The sequence below is a fragment of the Methylocystis sp. SC2 genome (assembly GCF_000304315.1).
Classification (GTDB): domain Bacteria; phylum Pseudomonadota; class Alphaproteobacteria; order Rhizobiales; family Beijerinckiaceae; genus Methylocystis.
The window spans coordinates 1,981,171-2,001,318 of the sequence record NC_018485.1; the positions used below are offsets into that span (position 1 = coordinate 1,981,171).

At 63.1% G+C, this 20,148-nt stretch carries 20 protein-coding genes; 10 read left to right on the top strand and 10 right to left on the bottom strand.

The window, feature by feature from the left end; translation table 11 throughout:
• Positions 1–147 precede the first annotated feature (147 nt).
• From BN69_RS09590 to BN69_RS09605, 5 genes are all read left to right on the top strand, one after another.
• Entirely contained in the window at positions 148–1,305 is a 1,158-nt protein-coding gene (locus BN69_RS09590) for an SGNH/GDSL hydrolase family protein (RefSeq protein ID WP_244434906.1), read from the top strand.
• A 98-nt stretch (positions 1,306–1,403) separates the two neighbouring features.
• Positions 1,404–1,820, top strand: coding sequence for an SxtJ family membrane protein (locus tag BN69_RS09595; protein ID WP_014891397.1), 417 nt, complete (start codon positions 1,404–1,406; stop codon positions 1,818–1,820).
• 13 nt (positions 1,821–1,833) lie between these two features.
• Positions 1,834–1,980 carry a DUF5989 family protein gene (locus BN69_RS19590; protein WP_014891398.1) on the top strand — a complete coding sequence of 49 codons (147 nt, stop codon included), beginning with the start codon at positions 1,834–1,836 and terminating at the stop codon, positions 1,978–1,980.
• 6 nt (positions 1,981–1,986) lie between these two features.
• Complete coding sequence (locus tag BN69_RS09600) at positions 1,987–3,822, top strand: carbamoyltransferase family protein (protein ID WP_014891399.1); 1,836 nt, start codon at positions 1,987–1,989, stop codon at positions 3,820–3,822.
• A 285-nt stretch (positions 3,823–4,107) separates the two neighbouring features.
• Entirely contained in the window at positions 4,108–4,431 is a 324-nt protein-coding gene (locus tag BN69_RS09605; RefSeq protein WP_041926908.1) for a hypothetical protein, read from the top strand.
• A gap of 11 nt (positions 4,432–4,442) precedes the next feature.
• Here BN69_RS09605 and BN69_RS09610 read toward each other — a convergent pair whose 3' ends face one another.
• On the bottom strand, positions 4,443–5,345 hold the full coding sequence (locus BN69_RS09610) for an isoaspartyl peptidase/L-asparaginase family protein (protein WP_014891401.1): 903 nt from the start codon (positions 5,343–5,345) through the stop codon (positions 4,443–4,445).
• 76 nt (positions 5,346–5,421) lie between these two features.
• Between BN69_RS09610 and BN69_RS09615 the strand changes: the two genes are divergently transcribed.
• Positions 5,422–5,895 carry a cupin domain-containing protein gene (locus BN69_RS09615; RefSeq protein ID WP_051013442.1) on the top strand — a complete coding sequence of 158 codons (474 nt, stop codon included), beginning with the start codon at positions 5,422–5,424 and terminating at the stop codon, positions 5,893–5,895.
• A gap of 400 nt (positions 5,896–6,295) precedes the next feature.
• A complete protein-coding gene (locus BN69_RS09620; RefSeq protein WP_014891403.1) occupies positions 6,296–7,000 on the top strand; it encodes a response regulator transcription factor in 705 nt (234 codons plus the stop codon).
• Here BN69_RS09620 and BN69_RS09625 read toward each other — a convergent pair.
• The 4 genes from BN69_RS09625 to BN69_RS09640 all read right to left on the bottom strand — a co-directional run bounded on the left by BN69_RS09625 (position 6,993) and on the right by BN69_RS09640 (position 11,511).
• Entirely contained in the window at positions 6,993–8,801 is a 1,809-nt protein-coding gene (locus BN69_RS09625) for a S8 family serine peptidase (protein WP_014891404.1), read from the bottom strand. The genes BN69_RS09620 and BN69_RS09625 overlap by 8 nt on opposite strands.
• Positions 8,802–8,863: 62 nt before the next feature.
• Entirely contained in the window at positions 8,864–9,109 is a 246-nt protein-coding gene (locus tag BN69_RS09630; RefSeq protein ID WP_014891405.1) for a hypothetical protein, read from the bottom strand.
• Between the two features lie 104 nt (positions 9,110–9,213).
• Complete coding sequence (locus BN69_RS09635) at positions 9,214–10,311, bottom strand: hypothetical protein (RefSeq protein WP_244434907.1); 1,098 nt, start codon at positions 10,309–10,311, stop codon at positions 9,214–9,216.
• A 411-nt stretch (positions 10,312–10,722) separates the two neighbouring features.
• Positions 10,723–11,511 carry a response regulator gene (locus BN69_RS09640; protein ID WP_014891407.1) on the bottom strand — a complete coding sequence of 263 codons (789 nt, stop codon included), beginning with the start codon at positions 11,509–11,511 and terminating at the stop codon, positions 10,723–10,725.
• A gap of 177 nt (positions 11,512–11,688) precedes the next feature.
• Here BN69_RS09640 and BN69_RS09645 point away from each other — a divergent pair, with 177 nt between their 5' ends.
• The 3 genes from BN69_RS09645 (at position 11,689) to BN69_RS09655 (ending at position 14,044) form a co-directional block, all read left to right on the top strand.
• Positions 11,689–11,967: a NepR family anti-sigma factor gene (locus tag BN69_RS09645; RefSeq protein ID WP_014891408.1), complete on the top strand. Its 279-nt coding sequence runs from the start codon at positions 11,689–11,691 to the stop codon at positions 11,965–11,967.
• Positions 11,964–12,518 carry a sigma-70 family RNA polymerase sigma factor gene (locus BN69_RS09650; protein ID WP_014891409.1) on the top strand — a complete coding sequence of 185 codons (555 nt, stop codon included), beginning with the start codon at positions 11,964–11,966 and terminating at the stop codon, positions 12,516–12,518. Before BN69_RS09645 ends, BN69_RS09650 begins: the two co-directional genes overlap by 4 nt.
• A gap of 89 nt (positions 12,519–12,607) precedes the next feature.
• Positions 12,608–14,044 (top strand): HWE histidine kinase domain-containing protein, encoded by a 1,437-nt coding sequence (locus tag BN69_RS09655; protein ID WP_014891410.1) that lies wholly within the window; start codon positions 12,608–12,610, stop codon positions 14,042–14,044.
• A 21-nt stretch (positions 14,045–14,065) separates the two neighbouring features.
• Here BN69_RS09655 and BN69_RS09660 read toward each other — a convergent pair whose 3' ends face one another.
• The 5 genes from BN69_RS09660 to ilvC form a co-directional block, all read right to left on the bottom strand.
• Entirely contained in the window at positions 14,066–15,361 is a 1,296-nt protein-coding gene (locus BN69_RS09660; protein ID WP_014891411.1) for an HlyC/CorC family transporter, read from the bottom strand.
• A 4-nt stretch (positions 15,362–15,365) separates the two neighbouring features.
• The gene (aroB, locus tag BN69_RS18795) at positions 15,366–17,174 is read right to left on the bottom strand and encodes a 3-dehydroquinate synthase (protein WP_014891412.1); all 1,809 of its coding nucleotides are present in this window, start codon (positions 17,172–17,174) and stop codon (positions 15,366–15,368) included.
• Between the two features lie 10 nt (positions 17,175–17,184).
• On the bottom strand, positions 17,185–17,931 hold the full coding sequence (locus tag BN69_RS09670; RefSeq protein WP_014891413.1) for an NUDIX hydrolase: 747 nt from the start codon (positions 17,929–17,931) through the stop codon (positions 17,185–17,187).
• 127 nt (positions 17,932–18,058) lie between these two features.
• Complete coding sequence (locus BN69_RS09675) at positions 18,059–18,856, bottom strand: nuclear transport factor 2 family protein (protein ID WP_041926910.1); 798 nt, start codon at positions 18,854–18,856, stop codon at positions 18,059–18,061.
• 180 nt (positions 18,857–19,036) lie between these two features.
• Complete coding sequence (gene ilvC, locus BN69_RS09680) at positions 19,037–20,056, bottom strand: ketol-acid reductoisomerase (RefSeq protein ID WP_014891415.1); 1,020 nt, start codon at positions 20,054–20,056, stop codon at positions 19,037–19,039.
• Between the last annotated feature and the right edge of the window lie 92 nt (positions 20,057–20,148).

The following is a 20,148-nucleotide window of genomic DNA, read 5'->3' on the forward strand; positions in this document are numbered from 1 at the left end:
ATCACTGCGGCGTCTTAGCGCGCCGCAAAGGCTTCCGGCGTTCGACGCCGCAATATACTTTTTTGCAAAGGAAGCTTGCTCATTTCAGGCGATCCATGACAAGAGTGATGCTCACAATCCCGGGGAAGCCAGATTTGGCCCATGTCGATGTCGTGGTCGCGCAAAAACTCAGCTTACAAGCTATTTCGCATTCTTTTCATCAACTTTGGCCTGCTCGTCAGTCTCGTCGTCGTTGCGGAGATCGTTCTTCATCTCGTCTACACGGGCGGCAATCCGTTTCTGGCGCCTGTGAAAAACGAGTTGCGGGTTCGCGATGCGCAGTACACCCATGGCCTGAAGCCCAATTTTAACGGCTTCGACGCGTGGGGCTCCAATATCGTTCCCATTTTCACCAATTCACTGGGCTTTAGAGACGCCGCCGTACGCAGCGTGCCGATGACGGCGGACCGCAAGCGCGTCATCTTTATCGGCGATTCCTTCACTGAGAGTCCTGGCGTTCCCTATCAACAGTCTTTCGTCGGCCTTTTCGCGCAGGCTTTTCCCGCGCTCGATGTGTTGAATGCGGGAGTATCGAGCTACGCGCCGTCGGTCTATTACGAGAAACTCAAATATTTCATCGACGCCGGCCTTAAGTTCGACGAGGCCGTGGTTTACATTGATATCTCCGACATACAGGACGAAGGCGTTTTTTATTCGTATGATCAAAATGGCGTATTGCAGATGGGCGTGTTTCAGCCCACTGCAAACGTTTGTTCCCCTGTCCCGCGGCCGCCGCTGCCGCAACCACCAAAGAGGTGGTGGGAGAAAGTCTCTTATGTGGCCGAGTTCTTTGGCCAGATGCGCTACTCGGCGGAGGTGGCTAGAGCGCTCGAGCGAGCCACTTTCGAGGACCTTTCAAAATCGGGCGTCGTCTACAGCCCCGATTACACGCGCGCGAGCTGGACATATAGCGACAATTCAAGCTGCTATGGCCCCTTGGGGATCGACGCGTCCATCGACAAGGCCAAGAAGCAATTGGATCGCCTCTACGAACTCCTGTCGTCGCGCGGGATCGCGCTTTCGGTTGGGGTCTATCCATGGCCGCAGCAGCTGCTTTACGACGTTGAAAATTCGCGGCAGGCGCGCATCTGGCGCGACTGGTGCGCCGGCAAATGCAGAAAATTTTTCGATCACTTTCCCGATTTTTTCGCCTATAAAGCGCAAGACCCTGATTTCATTAGATCATTGTATTTCTGGGGAGACTTTCACTTCAACGCGAAGGGCAACGCGCTCCTGGCGCAAGGTCTCATTAAGAATTACGAATGAGGGCGCGGGCGGCGAGTCGTGGGGAAGTCGCCAAAATTTGCGGTTCGCCAGCCTTGCGGATAATTTGTTGTCGAGGCGGCGTGGGGGGTCTCGTCTGAATGTCGCATGAGGACTATTCGAGAGCCCGTTCCGCCGCCATGGGATCCGATCGCTCGTTCGGTCTGGTGATCGCCGCGGCGATCGCCATCATCAGCATGCTGCCGCTTCGGCACGGCGAGGCGCCTCATTTCTGGGGACTCGCCGCAGCGCTTGGTTTCGCCGCGGCGGCGTTCCTCGCGCCCGCCAAACTGCGGCCGCTGAACCGACTGTGGCACCAGCTGGGCTTGGCGCTGCACAAAATCACCAACCCGATCATCATGGGCGTCCTGTTCTTTGGCGTGATCCTCCCGATCGCAGTGGTTTTCCGACTGCGCCGCGCCGATCCGCTCAAACTTGCGTTCGACAAGAACGCGACGTCCTACTGGACCATGCGCCATACGCCCGAAGGGACGAGCGACATGAGCAAGCAGTTCTGAGGAGAGAGATAAAATGAGTTTCCTGCTCGAACTTTGGGATTATCTCAAGACCAGCAAGAAATACTGGATGGCGCCGGTTCTGGTCATCATGCTGCTGATCGGCGCGCTGATCGTTCTGCAGGGCACCGCGGTCGCTCCGTTCATCTATACGCTCTTTTAAAGCGCGATGCGGATACTTGGGATCTCCGCCTTCTACCACGACAGCGCAGCCGCCGTGGTGGAGGATGGCGAAATTATCGCCGCCGCTCAGGAAGAGCGATTCTCGCGTAAAAAGCACGACTCGCGCTTTCCGCGTCACGCGATCGACTATTGTCTTGAGGCCGCCGGCGCGACGCCTCAGGACATAGATTTCGTCGCCTTCTACGACAAGCCGTTCATCAAATTCGAGCGGCTGCTGGAAACCTATATCGCCTTTGCGCCGCGCGGATTTCAGTCGTTCAAAATGTCGCTGCCGCTCTGGCTGCGCGAAAAGCTCTTTCAAAAATCGCTGCTGTTGAAAGAGATGAAGGCCTATTCGGCGGATGTCGACTGGGCGAAAAGGCTGTTGTTCGCCGAGCATCACTTCAGCCACGCCGCCAGCGCCTTCTACCCCTCGCCTTTCAAGGACGCGATCGTTCTGACGATGGATGGGGTCGGCGAGTGGGCGACGACGTCGGTCGCTTTCGGCAGTGACAATCAGCTGACCATGCAGCGCGAATTGCGCTTCCCGCATTCGCTCGGCCTGCTCTATTCGGCCTTCACCTATTATGCCGGGTTCAAGGTAAACTCTGGCGAATACAAGCTGATGGGCCTTGCCCCTTATGGCGAGCCGAAATACGCCGAGTTGATCCTGGACAATTTGATCGACCTGAAGCCGGACGGCACCTTTCGGCTCGATCAGTCATATTTCGACTATTGCACCGGCTTGCGGATGACCAACGGCAAGTTCGACGAACTGTTCGGCGGCCCGGCGCGCAAGCCGGAGGAACTCCTGACGCAGCGGCACATGGACATCGCCGCCTCGATACAGGCGGTCACCGAGGAGATCGTCCTTCGGCTCACCCGCGCGCTCGCCAAGGAGACCGGCGCGCGCAATCTTTGTCTCGCCGGCGGCGTCGCGCTGAATTGCGTCGCCAATGGAAAGCTGCTGCGCGACGGCAGCTTTGACCAGATTTGGATTCAGCCGGCGGCGGGCGACGCTGGCGGCGCGCTCGGCGCAGCGCTCGCCGGCTACTATCACCACAAGAAAAATTCCCGAAGCCTCAACGGCGGCGGCGACGCCATGCGCGGCTCCTATCTCGGTCCTTCCTTCCCGCAAGCCGAGATCGAGCGTCGGCTGCAAGCCGTCGGCGCCAGATTCCAGCCGATCCCGGAAGGCGATCTTATCGAAGCGGCGGCGCGGGACCTCGCCGACGAGAAAGCGGTCGGTTGGTTTCAGGGCCGAATGGAATTCGGGCCGCGCGCGCTTGGCGGACGGTCGATCCTGGGCGATCCGCGTTCCGCCACGATGCAGAAAACGCTCAATCTCAAAATCAAATATCGCGAGTCGTTTCGGCCCTTCGCGCCGTCGGTGTTGCGCGAGGATGTCGCCGACTGGTTCGAACTCGAAGGCGACTCCCCTTACATGCTGCTCGTCGCCGATGTCGCCGAAAAGCATCGTCACCCAATGACGGCGGAGCAGCAGGCGCTGTTTGGCATCGACAAGCTCAATGTTCCGCGCAGCTCCATTCCGGCCGTGACCCACGTCGACTATTCCGCGCGGATTCAGACCGTGCACCAGGAGACGAATCCGCGCTATCACGCGCTGCTTTCGGCATTCAAGCGCATGACCGCCTGTCCCGTTCTCGTCAATACGAGTTTCAATGTGCGCGGCGAACCCATCGTCTGCACCCCGGAGGACGCCTTCGGCTGCTTCATGGGCACGGAGATGGACACGCTGGTCATTGGCGATTGCTATTTGCGCAAAGACGATCAGGACGCATCGCTCAAGCACGATTATAAAGAGAAGTTCGAACTGGACTGACCGAATCCGGCGTTTTTTCACGGACGGATCGGGTAGGGTTCCATGGCTGACGTCTGAACGCGCGCAGAATTTCGCTCTCCGTCAGGATCTCATCTCCAAATATCGCTAAGCGATCGCTGTTGACTTGATAGATGTCATTCGGCGCCGACGGCTTGGCGACGCCGTTCTATGCACAGGAAACGACCGCCGCTCAGCTTGACGGATGGTTTAAAGCCGCGTCTCTTTTTTGAAGACTGCTAAACGCCTGTGATTGCATCGACTTTTTTTAATTTGATGGAGCGGCAAATGGATTTCGATCGCGTCAATCGGGAAAGTCTTATCCACAGTCTGCGCGACGCCCTGCCGCTCTCCGCTCGTCCCCGGCCGGCGCTCCTCGCATTTCTGCGCGCGCACGGCGCGGTCGGGAGAAGCGCGCCGCGGCTCGTCGTCGTCGACATCTTCGATGCGGGCGGACCGCAGGGTTTGATGTGCCGCTTCGAGATCGCCGGTGAAACCGACGCCTCAAGTTTCGTCGCGCAATTGACGCAACTTGCGCTCGATCGGAGACACCCGCTGGCACAAAGGGTCGCCGAGCGTCGACGGCGTGCGCCACGCATGGGGGAGACCTGAGACGACTGCGCCTATGTTGTTTCGACCCGTATGACGCCGTCGGCGAACGCCGCCGTCAGCATCCCCGCAGTCGCGTGCGCCCGTCCGCATCTCCCCTCGCGGTCGACAAGAATGAGGCCGCCGCGGCCGTCCACTCTGTCGACGAGATAGCGTATCGCCGCGCGAGCGGCTTCTTCAGCCTGCATCGAGCGAAATTCGACGAAGCAGGCGGCCGTGCGCGCCAGCGCCGTGCGGATGAAATCCTCGCCGACGCCGGTGCAGGACACCGCGCAACTGAGGTTATCGGCGAATGTTCCCGCGCCGATGAGCGGCGAATCGCCGACGCGGCCGAAGCGCTGGTTCACGACGCCCCCAGTTGACGTCGCCGCCGCAAGATCGCCGTTGCGATCGCGCGCGACGGCGCCCACCGTGCCAAGTTTCGTATCGCCCGGGTCGGAATGATCGAGCGCGGTCTCATGCTTTCGCTTCGCCCTGGCGAGCTGCGCGACGCGTTCCTCCGTTCGAAAATAATCTTCGCTTTCGAACGTTAACTGCTGCTCTCGCGCAAAGCGCTCGGCGCCGTCGCCGACGAGCAGCACATGGCCGCTCTTTTCCATGATCTCATATGCAAGGCGCACCGGATTTCTGACGCCGCGAACCGCCGCGGCCGCGCCAGCCTTGAGCGTGCGGCCCTCCATGATCGACGCATCGCATAATGCGGCGCCTTCGGCGTTGAGCACGGAACCCCGGCCGGCGTTGTAAAGCGGATCGTCTTCGAGCAGCGCGACGCAGTGAACGACCGCTTCGAGCGCCGACGATCCCCTTGCAAGAAGACTGGCGCCCGATTCGACGATCGCGCGCAGGGAAGCCTCATAGCGATGCGGATCGCGAATCGCGCCGGCGCCGCCATGGATCATCAAAGAAACGTTCGTCATCGCCCAGTCAGCCGCTTGTCGATGCGTCTCGCGCCTGCGCTATAGTCTCGCGCCTGAAACCTCTGGAGTGAACGCCATGCGCGCCACATTGCTTCTTTCCTTGATCTTCGCAGCCCTTGTTGCGCCGGCGGAGTCCGAGACGTCGATCATAGGCAAAAAGGACGGGAAGGACATCGTGACGGTGCGCGTCGGCGAAGCCTCGCGGTCCAAACAGGCGCTTCCGATCTTCCCTGGAATTTCGACGAAAACCGCCGGCGCAAAGGGGTTGTCGTTGCTCAAGGTTGTGATCCCTCCGGGCGGCAAGGCGGAGGCTCACACTCACAGGGGCCATGAATCCGCGATTTATCTCATGCAAGGCCGTGTCGAGACGCGCTATGGCGAAAATCTTGAAAAGAGCGTCGTGAACGTCGCCGGCGATTTTATCTTCATTCCGCCGGACGTGCCGCATCAGCCCATAAACTTGAGCGACAGCGAAGCAGCGATCGCAATCGTCGCCCGCAACGACGGCGACGAACAGGAGCATGTCATTCTCCATCGCAAGAAGAAATGATCGCAAGAAAGTAGCGACGCCCGATCGGTATCGTTCGTCGCGAACTGCGCCTTGGCTTCTTGAGAGCAAGCAAATGAAACAGCTGTCGCGGCTTTCCCTTCAAGCCATTCATTTGCAGGAGGACAAAGCTCCCGAAAGCGGGCTTATGAAACCTCATGTTGACGATCGCAGCATACGCCTTCTGGAGGCGTCGTGATGGCTGAACGCCGATGCGATTTAGCAACGGCCATGACGCTGAGACCGAAGAATTGCAGGCGATGACGCAAGAGCGTTGCGCCTTTCAGAACGCGCCAACGTATAAGGCGCCCCTTCAGACATAGCGTTCAGGAGTAGTTCCATGCCTCGGTTTGCGGCTTTCCGAGACGATTCCGCCACTGGCCTGTCGGCGCGGAGCGCATTTATGCCTGCGTCGGCGAATCCACCGCGCAACGCGCGCATCTTGATCGTCAGCGACATGCGGCTGTTCAGCGAGGCGCTTGGCTTGCGTCTCGGGCAGCATCAGGGAATGTCCGTTGTCGCGGTCGTCGAGTGCGACGCCGCGTTGTCGGTAGCGGCGGATCTGGAGCCGGATATTGCTCTGCTCGACGTCGGCGAGTTGGAAGGCCTCGCGATCGCGCAAGGTCTCGCCGCGCAGCATCCAGATTTGCAAATCGTCGCCATCGGCGCGCCGGCGTCCGCCGGCGCGGCGTTGGCGGCTGCTTGCCCAACAATCGTCGGCGTCATTCCGCGCGAAGGTTCGATTGACGACGTCGTCGACCTGCTCGAGCGCTTGACCGCAGCGTCTGCGGTTCATGCTGCGGAGGAGCGGCGGCCGATCGGCAAGGAGGCGCGCGCGTCCGCCGCAGACGCAAAGGACGCGCTTACGGCGCGTGAGCAGGAAATACTGCAACTGATTGAGCGCGGGCTTTCGAACAAGGAGATCGCCCGTCGGCTCCGCATCGAACTCGGCACGGTGAAGAATCACGTGCACAATGTTCTGCAGAAGCTGCAAGTGCGCGGCCGCGGCGAAGCGGCGCACTCGATGCGAAAGCGCTCCGCCGCAGATCACGGAGAAGCGCTTGATTCGCCGATCGATCGAGGACCGCTCGCGCTTGCGGCTAAATAACGCCCGCGGCCCGCAGCTGCATCATGCGCTGGATGATCGCCGGATTGATCCTTTGCATCATCACAGGATCGATCGCCCAAGGCGCCGGCGCGCTCATCGGAGCAAATCCGCCGATCATCGCTCCCGCGGGAGCCAGTCCCGCGCCGGCCGGCGCCGCTGCGCCCATCGGCTGAGTTGCGGCCAGACTGGGCACGCGCTCAAAATCCGGCGCGCCGACGCCTTCACGCGTAGAGTCGCCGAGATAGCGGACGCCGGACGAGGCCAACAGCGAGAAGAGCTGCGCAACGCGCTGCTCGTTGCGCGCCGACCGCGCGCCAGCCAAAAGCGGATGATGCGCGAGAAGCAGCGCCGCCATGCCGGTGACGTGCGGCGTCGCCATCGAGGTGCCGTCCCAGGCCGCATAACCGCCGCCGGGCACGGTGGAGACGATCGCCACGCCAGGCGCCGCGACAGTGATCTGCGGCCCAAAGCACGTAAACTTCGGCGAGAACATCGTCCCCGCGACAAGTTGCGGAACGACCGTCTGCGCGTGATAGCTGTCGGAAGGAAACTCGTCGAGTTTGCCCATCGCGGCGACCGTCAGCACCGTTGGCAGCATGCCGGGAAACTGCACCGGTCCGCTGGAGTTTCCGGCGGCGACGATGCAGGCGACGCCGCTCTGGCGCGCTTCGGCGATTTTCTGCGCAACGAGTTCGGAAGGATCGCCGCTGCCCAGGCTCATATTGACGACGTCGAGCTGCCGTTCGATGCATTCGTCGAGCGCGTCGATGAGATCGCTGAAACGTCCGCCGGGAAACACTTTCAACGCGTGAACTTCCGCCTTCGGCGCAAAGCCGCGAATGCCGGCGACGCCCTCGGAGGCGGCCGTAATGATGCCGGCGCAATGCGTGCCATGGCCGATCTGATCGTTCGACCAGCTCGCCTTGTCGCCGCCATTGGTGAGATCGGCGCCGCGCGTCACATGGCGCAATTGCGGGTGCGCGCTGTCGCAGCCGGAATCGATGATGCCGATCTTGACGCCGGCGCCGGTGAATGAAGGATCAAGCCGGTCGAGCTTCATCAGGCGCTGACCCCAGCCGACCATCCCGCTTTGGGGGAAACCGTTGAAGCGTTCCGTCAGCGGGCGCAACTGCACAGTGTTCACCGCGCCGGCCTGAAGCGCTGGCGCGCGGAGCATACGATCCCAGTGATCGGCGGCGGGTTTGACGTAAATCGCCTGGATGGTCTCGATCGGGCCGCCGAAAACCGTCACGACGACTTCGCCGCGCTCATTGGTGACGCCTTGGCCGGGAAAGCCCTGACCATAGACATAGACGGTGGCCTTGGGCAGCGGCTTGCCGCCGGCGCCAACGACGCGCAGCAGCACGTCCACTCCGACGCCCGCCGCAATCGGCATGACTCCGTTGAAGTCGAAGGGTCGAAAATCGTCCGAGGCGCGAAGAAAGGCGTCGCGCTCCACGACGACGTTGGGCGGCGCTGACGCCTGCAGCGCTGCGCCGCGCGCAGGGTCCATCTCAGCGACGAGAATTTCCGGCGTCTGAGACGACGGTCCGCCGGCCGAAAAGGCGGTGAGCCCGCGCGGCTGAATCCGCCGCACGATCTTTACGTCGGGCAGCGCATTGGCGAGATCCATCGCAGAAGCGGGCGCGAATCCGGGGACGCGCCGCGAGGCGATCATAAAGCGCTCCGTCGGCGCAATCGCCATCGGCTCCACGCGCGTATCGGCGCCATTGGGCGTCGGCGCCGCGGGACCGGAACTCTGACCATTCGGCGCAGGATTAGCAGTATCGGGACCAGCCATTTCGACTCTCCTAATAAATCGGGCCAGCCTGCGCATCGCGATGAAGCTTGCGGCGCCGGCGCTTAAAATGCTTTCAGCGGAGCGTTTGGTTCGATGATCAGGGTCGCGCCAAATTGTTCGCGCAATTGACGTGCGCTCGCCGTCGGCAGAGCGACGACCAGCCTCGGTTGGCCGGCCTTGCCGGCGCGCTGAAGAATTGCGGCGCCGGGGACAGACCGCATCGCCTGTTCGAAAGCAGCTAAATCTCCTGCGCCCGCCGCATTCCGCGGCGCCACCAGAAATTGATCGATGCCGTTCGTTGCGCTCATGGTGTCGCGATCCTGATCTCTTGAGGGCTCCCGGGCCGATGAGTCGGCCCGGAAGCGGCAGCAGATCATCCTTCATGCGTCGCGTCGATTGCGCCGCTCAGACCTCAGCCGTACATCGGCGCCTGCATCTGCGGCGCGTAGTAGACGGGCTGCGGCGCGGCGTCGAACGGCAGGAAGCGCTGAGCGAGACCGCCCACCGTGTTGCCGATCGTCTGGCCGAGGCCGGCGTTGCCGAAGCGGCCGCCGATCCAGCCGCCGACGGGTCCGCCGATGGCGCCGAGCGCGTCGCCGACGATCCCCTGCGGGGCGAAGCCAGGGGCGGCCGTCTGCGGGACGTAATAGATCCCGGCGTAGCCCTGCGGGCCGGCGTCGAACGGCAGGAACCGCTGGGCGAGACCGCCCACCGTGTTGCCGATCGTCTGGCCGAGGCCGGCGTTGCCGAAGCGGCCGCCGATCCAGCCGCCGACGGGCCCGCCGATCGCGCCGAGCGCGTCGCCGACGATCCCCTGCGGGGCGAATCCAGGCGCGGCCGACTGCGGGACGTAATAGGTCCCGGCGTAGCCCTGCGGGCCGGCGTCGAACGGCAGGAACCGCTGAGCGAGACCGCCCACCGTATTGCCGATCGTCTGGCCGAGGCCGGCGTTGCCGAAGCGACCGCCAATCCAGCCGCCGACGGGTCCGCCGATGGCGCCGAGCGCGTCGCCGACGATTCCCTGCGGGGCGAATCCAGGCGCCGCCGTCTGCGGGACGTAATAGGTTCCGGCGTAGCCCTGCGGGCCGGCGTCGAACGGCAGGAAGCGCTGAGCGAGACCGCCCACCGCGCCGCCGATCGTCTGGCCGAGACCGGCGTTGCCGAAGCGGCCGCCGATGAAGCCGCCGAGCGGCGCCCCGAGCGCGCCGAGCGCGTCGCCGACGATCCCCTGCGGGGCGAATCCAGGCGCCGCCGTCTGCGGGACGTAATAGGTCCCGGCGTACGCCTGCGGACCGGCGTCGAACGGCAGCAAGCCGCCGAGCACGCCTCCCGCGACGCTGCCGATCTGCCGACCGAGATTCTGATTGCCCAGGGCGCGGCCGAGCGCGCCGCCGCCCAATCCGCCCAGCGCGCTGCCGAGCGCGCCGCCGATGAAGCCTTGCGGCGCAAACATCTGATCGGCGACCATGCCCATCGGCGCGACCGACGGCGTTGCTCCGTTGTAAGCCATTTGCATATCTGATCCTCCCAAAGGGTCAAAGGAATCTGCGCCGCTCAAACGCGTGTCGCATCTGCTCATCGACGCAGAACAAACGATAAGTCCTTTGGGAAGCCCGATATATGTATCGTTGGGCACAGTTGAGGATACATGCGCAGCGAACGCCTAGCGCCCAACGACGACGCGCGGCGTCATCGAACAAGCGCCCCGATTTTGCAGATTGCGGCTCGCGACATGCGGGCCGGCGGCGTGCGCTCGAGACGCGCTGCTTGGCGTGAATTCTTCCGATCCCAACGCATCGCCCTGCGCTGCTGGGCGTCACCGCTTTTATGGCGTCCTCGCATCAACGCGCGGGCCGTCATCCGCGGCGCCGCTGGATGGATGAACGCGGAGGTTCGCCGGAACGATAGCTGCGGGGGTCGGCTAAGCCGCGCGAGACGCCTTGCGCTCGAAGAACAGCGCCTGGCTGATCGTCGCCTTGACCGTATCGACCTTGTAGGGCTTGCTGATGAGAAACGCCGGCTCGGGCCGCTCGCCGGTCAGCAGTCGTTCGGGAAATGCAGTAATGAAAATCACCGGGGCGTCGAAACTTTCGAGCATTTCATTGACGGCGTTCAGACCGGAACTGCCGTCGGCCAGCTGAATGTCGGCGAGAATCAGCCCCGGCCGCTTGCGCGCCGCGAGATCCACCGCCTCCTGATGGGTGCGGGCGACGCCAATGATACGGTGGCCCAGATCGCGCGCGATGAACTCGATGTCCTGCGCGATGAGCGATTCATCCTCGATGATGAGCACGTCCGTCGCGACGCGTTCGGCGATTTCCCGGCCGGCCTCCGTCACGAGCGCTTCGACCTCTTCTTCGGTCGCGCCCAATATGGCGGCGGCGTCAGCTACCGAAAACCCTTCGACCGTGCGCAGCAAAAAAGCCTGTCGCGATCGCGGCGTCAGTAAGCTGATATTCCGCTGTGCCGCGGAGATCTCGTCATCGGGCGCAGCTTCGGTGTTCAGCCGAATCGACGACCACGACGTCATGAAGAGGTGGTAAAGCCCGACCTTGGGCGACATGTTCGGTGGAAACGCATCCGGATCGACCACCAGCGCCTCGAGCGTGGCGACGACGTAAGCGTCGCCGCTCTTTTGCGAGCCGCAGAGCGCCCTCGCAAAGCGGCGGAGGTAAGGCAGATGCACCGCTATTTCCCGGGAGAGGTTCATGTCTTCATCCTATGGCGCCGAATGCCCAAGTCAATTCACGCGCCGGTTGTTATGTCGCAATGTTCCTCGCTTGCAATTGCGGAACAATTAGTGTTCTTACGCGTTCCAACAAGGGAGGTCGTCGCTCGGCCGCCCCGGGTAGAGGCGGCCAGTCTCGGGGCGAACTCGGGGTCGAGAATGAGCCAACGCGAAAATCCTCACGACAACGATGGCCCCTCCCGCGACGCCGAACCAAACTTGAACAATAAGGCTGGAGGTCGGGAGGAGCCGGATGCTGACGGCTGCCAGGATGCGGACGGCTGCCAAGCGGACGGCGCCGCGCTAGACCCAAAGGTTCAAGCTCAGCTCGGGCGCGTTTTTCGCGCCTATTGCGACGATCTGATCCACCAACCCATCCCGGATAAGTTCACTGTGCTGCTGGCCAAGCTGGAAGCCAAACAGCGCGAAAAGAAATGAGCGACGAGGCCTTCGGAGATCAGATGGTGGCGCAGATGCCCTATCTGCGGGCCTTCGCAATTTCGCTGTGCGGATCTCATAGCCTCGCCGACGACCTGGTTCAGGACACTCTGGTCAAGGCCTGGTCGCACGCCGACTCCTTTCAGCCAAACACCAATCTGCGCGCCTGGCTCGTGACCATTCTGCGCAACACCTATTTTTCCAGCTATCGGAAACGCTCGCGCGAAGTGCAGGACAGCGACAATCTTCTGGCCCAGCAGATCCCTGTGAAAGGCGGTCAGGAGTCGGCCCTCACGCTTACGGACGTTCAGGCGGCTCTGGATAAACTCGCCCCCGAACACAAGGAGATTCTGTTGCTGATCGGGATCACCGAACTCTCCTACGATGAAGCGGCGGAGATTTGCGGCGTCGCCATCGGCACGGTCAAAAGCCGGTTGAACCGTGCGCGCGCCAAGCTTGCCGAGCATCTGGGCCTGCTCACGCCAAGCGACATTGACACCGATCCCACTGTATCGGATCTCGCAGCGCGCCGACCCTCCCGCGCGGTTTGACAGGCCAAGACTTCACGTGGGATGCGCGAGCCAAAATTCGCGCTATCTGACGATACGCCCCTGCAGGGTCGGGAGAATTTGGCAGCGTGATGACGCACGGCCGTGACGGTCACTCAACCCGGCGGTCGCCGCCCGTGTCGGCGACGGCCAATGCGGACGCGCGGGCGCGGGGCGCCGCCGCCCTGCGGGCTGCGCTGGCGCTCGTGCTGGCGACGACCTCCGCCGCCCGCGCTGCGGAGGGCGCGGCGACCACGGCAGAGGTCTGGCGTCTGGTCGTCGGCGCGCTCGCCGTCGCGCTGGCGATGACGCTTGCGGTGATTTTCTGGCTGGTGAGACAGCGCCGGGCGGCGCAACGGGCGCAACATGAACTGGCCGAATTGACTCTGGCCGTGGAAGCGCGCGGCGCCTCGCATTGGAGCGACACCGGAGTTCCTGAGGTCGATGCGATCGCGCATAGCATTCAGGACATGGACGAGCGCCTGCGCGAAAAGCGCAAGAGACTGTCCGAGCTCAACGATTTGCTGATGAAAAGCTCGACGATCGTCAGCCGCGCCGGGGCGAATCTGCAACTGCGCGCGCTGCTTGACGCCGTACCGGTCGGAATCATCATCGCCGAAGCGCCAAGCGGACGAATCGTCGAGGGCAATCACATCATCGAAACGATTCTGCGTCGCCCTGTTCGCTACTCGGAAAGCACCCAAGCCTATTCCGAATGGAACGCCATTCATCAGGACGGCCAACCGGTCGCGAATGAGCAATATCCGCTCGCGCGCGCCCTTGCCGGGGAGAACCATCCGCAGCTCGAGTGCAAGATCGAGCGCGGCGACGGCGCCTACATCTGGGTTAACATCGTCGGCGCGCCGATCCGCGACGACAAGGGCGCCGTGATCGGCGCGATCGTCGCCATCACCGACGTCGACGACATCAAGAATACGGAGATGCACAATCAGATGATGAATCGCGAGCTGCATCACCGGGTGAACAATTCACTGGCGATGATCCAGGGAATCGCCAATATTACGGCGCGCACGGCGCAGGACTTTTCGAGCTTTCAGCAAGGCTTTTCTCACCGCGTGCAATGTCTGAGCCGCATCTCCACGCTGCTCGTGCAGACCTCCTGGGAACGAACGCCGCTCACCGACCTGCTCACGATCGCGCTGTCTTGCGGCAGCCACGACTACGCCGACCGCATCTCGCTGTCGGGCGAAGATGTGGAATTGCGCTCAGCGGTCGCCTCCGCCTTGGGTCTGACGATCAACGAACTGCTCGCCAACGCCGAGCAGCACGGCGCGCTGTCCGATGACGACGGCCGAATCGCGATCAGCTGGCGGATCGATCGTGACGAGGATCGTCCACGTCTCATCTTGAATTGGACAGAAATGGGGGGGCCGAAGGTCGAAAGCCCGGAGCAAACGGGAGTCGGGCATTTTCTGATCACCAATGTGCTCGCGCGCCAGATGGGCGGCGACGTCAGGCTCTCGTATCGCGCCGAAGGCCTGCAGGCCGAATTATCCGCCGAAATTTAAGGATAGTCCGCGGCGCGTTCGTCATGCGGCTTGCTGCGGCGTCACCCGCAGGGCGGTGACGCGATTCCTGATCTTGCGCATCACTTCGAAACGGAAGCCGTGATAGGTGAACACCTGTCCCGCTTCCGGAATCGCCCCCGCCTCGTGGATCACGAGTCCCGCGATCGTCGTCGCTTCCTCATCAGGCAGATCCCACGCCATGACGCGATTGAGATCGCGCACCGGCACGGCGCCGTCGACCAGCACCGACCCGTCAGGCTGCGGGCGCACGCCCTGCACCGCGAGATCATGTTCATCGCGTATATCGCCGACGATCTCTTCGAGAATGTCTTCAAGCGTGACGAGTCCCATCACCTCGCCATACTCGTCGACGACCAAGGCGAAATGCGTCTTGCGCTTGAGGAAGGCTTCGAGCTGATCCTCGAGCGTCGTCGCCTCCGGCACGAACCACGGGGCGAACATCACCACGTCGACATCGATTTTGGAGGCGTCGCCGCCTGCGGCGTTCAGCGCCCGCAGCATATCCTTCGAGTGAAGGACCCCGACGAAATTATCCGGTCGCTCGCGCCAGAGCGGCATGCGGGTGAAGGGCGACGACAGCACCTCGCGCACAATCTGGTCCGGCGGCAGATCCGCGTCAATCGTGTGCATTTTGGTGCGGTGGATCATGACGTCCGAAACATGCAGCACCTGCAAATCGAGGACGCCGCCGAACATGTCGCGCGCGGCGCGCTCGACATTGCCCTCGTCATGCAGAATATCGACGGCGCTCTTGAGTTCGTCATAGGGCGAGCGAACCGTTCGGCCATGGCCGACCTCGACGCCCGCCAGCGCGAGCACGGTGCGCACGATATATTCGACGCCCGCGAGGAGCGGCCCGACGACGCGCACGAAGGGCGCAATAAACTTCGCGACGCGCAGCGACGTTTCGTCGGGGTGGTTGATCGCCAGCGTTTTCGGCAGAACCTCGGCGAAGACGAGCAGCAGCACGGTCATGATGACGGTCGCATACACCGCCCCATTGTCGCCCGCGACGACGACCAGCACGCTCGTGGTGAAAGCGGAGCCGCCAATATTGACGAGGGTGCCGCCAAGCAACAGCGCGGCGATCATGCGGTTGCGCTGGCGCAGCAGCCGATTGACGGCGGCGGCGCGCTTGTCGCCCTCTTTTTCCAGCGAGTGCATCCTTGCGTGCGACGCGGCGGTCAGCGCCGTCTCCGATCCGGCAAAGACCGCGGACAGGAACACGCAAACGATGACGATGCCGACCGCAGTCCATATATCGACCTGCGGCGCGCCGGATTCGAGCCCATGCATGGCGCTATATCCGCTTTAGCTCGTCTTTGAGAAAGCCAAGCACTTCATTGGCGTCGACGGATTTCGCAATGAACGCCTGGCCGATGCCGCGCAAGAGAATGAACGTCAGCGCGCCGCGCTCGACCTTCTTGTCCTGATACATGGCGTCGAGAATGGCCTCGGCGTCGTCGCGCCAACACGGAATGTCGTGGATCTTCGTCGGCAGACCGACGCCCTTCAGATGGCGTTCGACGCGCTCCGCCGCCGCCTCGGCGCACAGACCCCGGCGCACGGAAAAGCGCGCCGCGCAAGCCATGCCGATCGCAACGCCCTCGCCGTGAACCAGGCGGGCGCTGTCGTAACCGGTCAGGCGCTCGAAGGCGTGGCCGAATGTGTGGCCGAAGTTGAGCAGCGCCCGTTCGCCCTGCTCCGTTTCGTCGCGCGCGACGATCGTCGCCTTGGTCTCGCAGCTCACCGCGACAGCGCAGATCTGTTCCGCCTGACTATGGAACACCGCGTCCGAGTCGGCGTCGAGCCAATCGAAGAACCGGGCGTCGCCGATCAGGCCGTATTTCACGACTTCGGCGTAGCCGGCGCGGAACTCGCGCAGCGGCAATGTCCGCAGCGAGTCGACGTCAGCGAGAACCAGCGCGGGCTGGTGAAAGGCGCCGATCAGATTCTTGCCGTGACGCGAATTGATCCCGGTCTTGCCGCCGACCGAAGAATCGACCTGCGACAGCAAGGTCGTCGGAATTTGGACGAAGCGCGAGCCGCGCCGCACGCTCGCGGCGACGAATCCGGCGAGGTCGCCGACGACGCCGCCGCCAAGCGCGACGATCAGATCGCGCCGCTCGATCTTCGCGGCCAGCACGTCGTCGCAGACGCGGCCATAGACCGAAAGCGATTTTGACGCCTCGCCAGGCGGAACGATGATGATCGTCGCCCGCAGGCCAGCGTCCTTCAGACTCTGCTCAACCGTCGGCAGATGCAGTCTCGCGACATTCTCGTCCGTGATGACGGCGCACGCCGCTCCGGGCGCGATTTCGGCGATATAATCGCCGGCGCGCTGCAGCAGCCCGTCGCCGATGATGATGTCGTACGAGCGTCCGCCCAGCGCGACCCGGACAATTTCCTGGCGACGGGCGTCGCCTTCGGCGCGCGCGGGATACAGATGCGTCATGGCCTTGGCGAAACCTCTGCTTTGCGCCCGCTGCCGCAAGTCTTCCAACATCGGCAAGCCTGCGGCGAGAACGGCGAGCGTGTCATCCACCATCGCATCCTGCGGAACTTCGCGCGACTCGACGCGAAGATCGGCGAGTTCGTACAGGGGGCGTCGCGCCTCCAGTAACTGGCGCAGCGTCTCCTCCGGATCGTCCGTTTGCAGCAGGGGACGATCGTTTTTGCGGCGCACGCGCTTCAGCAGAGTCTTCAGATCGGCGTCGAGCCACACCGATACGCCCCGTTCGGCGATGCGGTCGCGCGTGCGAGGGTCGAGAAACGCGCCGCCGCCGGTGGCGAGCACGACCGGGCCGCCGTTCAGCAGGCGCATAATGACGCGCCGCTCGCCGTCGCGAAAATAACGCTCGCCATATTTGGCGAAAATCTCGGGAATGGACATGCCGGCCGCCGCGGCGACGATCTCGGCGTCCGCATCGACGAAGGGAAGGCCGAGCCGCACGGCGAGCCTCTGGCCGATGGCGCTCTTGCCGGAGCCCATCATGCCGACAAGCACGATCGCCTTGCCGTTCAGAGCGGCGCGCACGGCCAAGGCGCGCTCGTCGCTGGACGCTTGCGGAGCTGGAAGGACGACGCCGAAGTGTTGCGGTCGAGTCATTGGCGCAAATCTACCCCGCGCCGCGCGGAATTTCATCCACGCCGCCGAGGGCGTGCGAAAGATACGCGACCATGAAGGCGGGCAGGCGCGGGTCGGAAAGCGCCGTCAAGCTCGAAACCATATGCGCGTCCGCGAGTTCAGGCGCGCTTTCGGCTGCGATAAAGGCTTTCACCCGGGCGAGCAGGGCGTGCGACGGCGCGTCGAAATCCAACCGCTTGACGCAGGCGACATACTGGCGATCGAATATCGCCGTCCAGCCGGCCGAAGCATGCGCGTCCGCGGCGGCGAGGCCCGTCTCTTCGGCGAGCTCGCGCATAAGACTGCCGGCGAGGTCGACGCGGCCGCCCGATACGACGTCTGAAGGGTCGGGGGTGCCGCAGGGAAAATAGAGCTGGCCGGCGAATGAGTGGCTTGGCCCCATTTCCCCGAGGAGATAGGCGCCGTCGCGGGCCCGCGCCGCCGGCATCGAGAAGCAATTATATACGGCTTCGTCGGGCCAGCCGAATTCTCGCCAGGCAAGAAAGCTCGAGAAAGGCGTCTCGAAGAACGCCATACGCAAGATGCGCGCCCCATCTTCGCCCGTCGTCCGCTCGACGCGACAGGCGAGCAGCACCGAGCCGTCGTAGAGCGCCGGATTGGCGCATCGACGCTCCTCCCAATGGCGCTCGATGTCGGCGGCGCGCTCCTCAACGAAGCCCCAGCGATGATCGACGCAGCGACACTCAAGGCGATCAATCTCGGCGATTTCGATGGTCACAGGCGGGCCGCTCCCTGGCCGCAACGGCGCGCCTCGCCGTCACATCTGTACTGAACGCGATTGCCCGCGCCGCACCCCGGATTTCGCCTGGATTGACTAAGCCGCATCGCACATGTCACGCGCGTCGTTACGCCTGCATCTGCAGAAGCGCCATGCTGTCGCGAAACTCGACGATCTCGACGATGCGGCCGTCTTCGAAGCGCACGAAATCCGCAAGCTGCACCTGACCGCGACGACCGGTGCCGCGATGACGCCATTCGACGATTCGACGCGCAGCGGCGTCGGCGCCGTCGACGATGACCTCGGGCATCGCGAATCCGAGTTGCTCGAAATCGACCTCGATGCTGCGCACGATATTGATCAGCGCCTCTACGCCGCGATGGCGCCCCGCGTGCGAAATCGCCGTGCGGTCGCCAACGAATTCGCACACGACGTCGGGCGAGCACAGCTCACGGATCAGGGCGATGTCGGGGCTGCGGGAGAAACTGCCCATGGCGATCAGTCGGCGCGCCATTTCATCGCGCGCCAGTCCCGGGCTGCGGGGGGTGAGAATGTCGTCGAGGCTTTGCGGCAAGAAATCGGCGCCGCGCGCGACGCAGCGCTGATCCCGGAACTCGTACATTTCCGAAACGAGTCCGTTACGCCAGCGCAGAAAATGCGCCATGTCCATGCTGTGGATATGGCCGGTGGCGCGGTGACGCCACCGGCTGATCCATCTCACCACCGTATTGTCGCCTTCGACGAGAACCGTGAGGATTTCCGCGTCGAGCGGTTCATAATCGATATCGACGCGACGCAAATGCGCGCGCAGCGCGTCTCGCCCGCGCCATTGTCCCGGGGGAAGCACGCCGAGTCGTGAGCAGCTGTAGTTCAGCTCGACGTCTTCGACGAAATGTTCCACCAATGTCGAGACGTCGTACGTCATCCGGCTCCGTACAATCTCATGTACGCGCCGCCGCGTTTCGCTCTCGATCACATGACTCGACCGCCCGCCCGGCCCGTGCATTCATCCCCCGCTATGGCGATGCGTCTGTCGATGCGCCGACCGCCCCTCGGCAACGCCCCAAACCCGAATGCGCGCTCGCCTTTTTGGGATCATTATGCGCTAATTGCGGTCCTTGTCGACCAACTTATTCTTGCCGATCCAGGGCATCATGCCGCGCAGGCGCAGGCCCACCTCTTCGATCGGATGCGCGTTATTACGCGCGCGCGTAGCCTTAAAGGAGGTCTGGCCGACTTTGTTCTCCAGCATCCAATCGCGCGTGAATTTGCCCGACTGAATATCGTCAAGCACACGCTTCATCTCCGCCTTGGTGTCCTTGGTGATGATGCGCGGACCGGTGACATATTCGCCATATTCGGCCGTGTTCGACACCGAATAATTCATATTGGCGATGCCGCCTTCATAGATGAGGTCGACGATCAGCTTCACTTCATGAAGGCATTCGAAATACGCCATTTCCGGCGCATAGCCGGCTTCGACAAGCGTTTCGAATCCCGCGCGGATCAATTCGACTAGACCGCCGCAGAGCACGACCTGCTCGCCGAAAAGATCCGTTTCGCATTCTTCGCGAAAGGTCGTCTCGATAATGCCGGCGCGGCCGCCGCCGATCGCCGCAGCATAGGACAGCGCAATCTGCTTGGCGTTGCCGGACGCGTCCTGATGCACCGCGATCAGGCAGGGCACGCCGCCGCCCTTGAGATATTCGCCGCGCACCGTATGGCCCGGGCCTTTCGGCGCGATCATCGCGACGTCGATATCCTTGCGCGGCTCGATCAGGTTGAAATGGATATTGAGGCCGTGGGCGAAGAGCAGCAGCGCGCCCGGCTTCAGGTTCGGCGCCATCTCATTGGCGTAGATCTCGCCCTGCAGTTCGTCGGGCGTCAGCATCATGATGACGTCGGCCCATTTGGCGGCCTCGGCGACGGTCATGACCTTGAGGCCGGCGCCTTCCGCCTTTGCGGCCGAGGCGGAGCCGGGACGCAGCGCGACCGCCACTTCCTGGACGCCGGACTCCTTGAGATTGAGCGCATGCGCGAAGCCCTGGCTGCCGTAGCCGACGATGGCGACTTTCTTGCCTTTGATCAGATTGATGTCGGCGTCCCGATCGTAATAAACGCGCATGTGCTCTGCTTCCTTGATGTGCGTGCGCTCTTAGGGGAACGGCGCGCCCGGCGCCGTCGAATTCGCTGGCGGGCTCCTTCTACGCGGGCGGC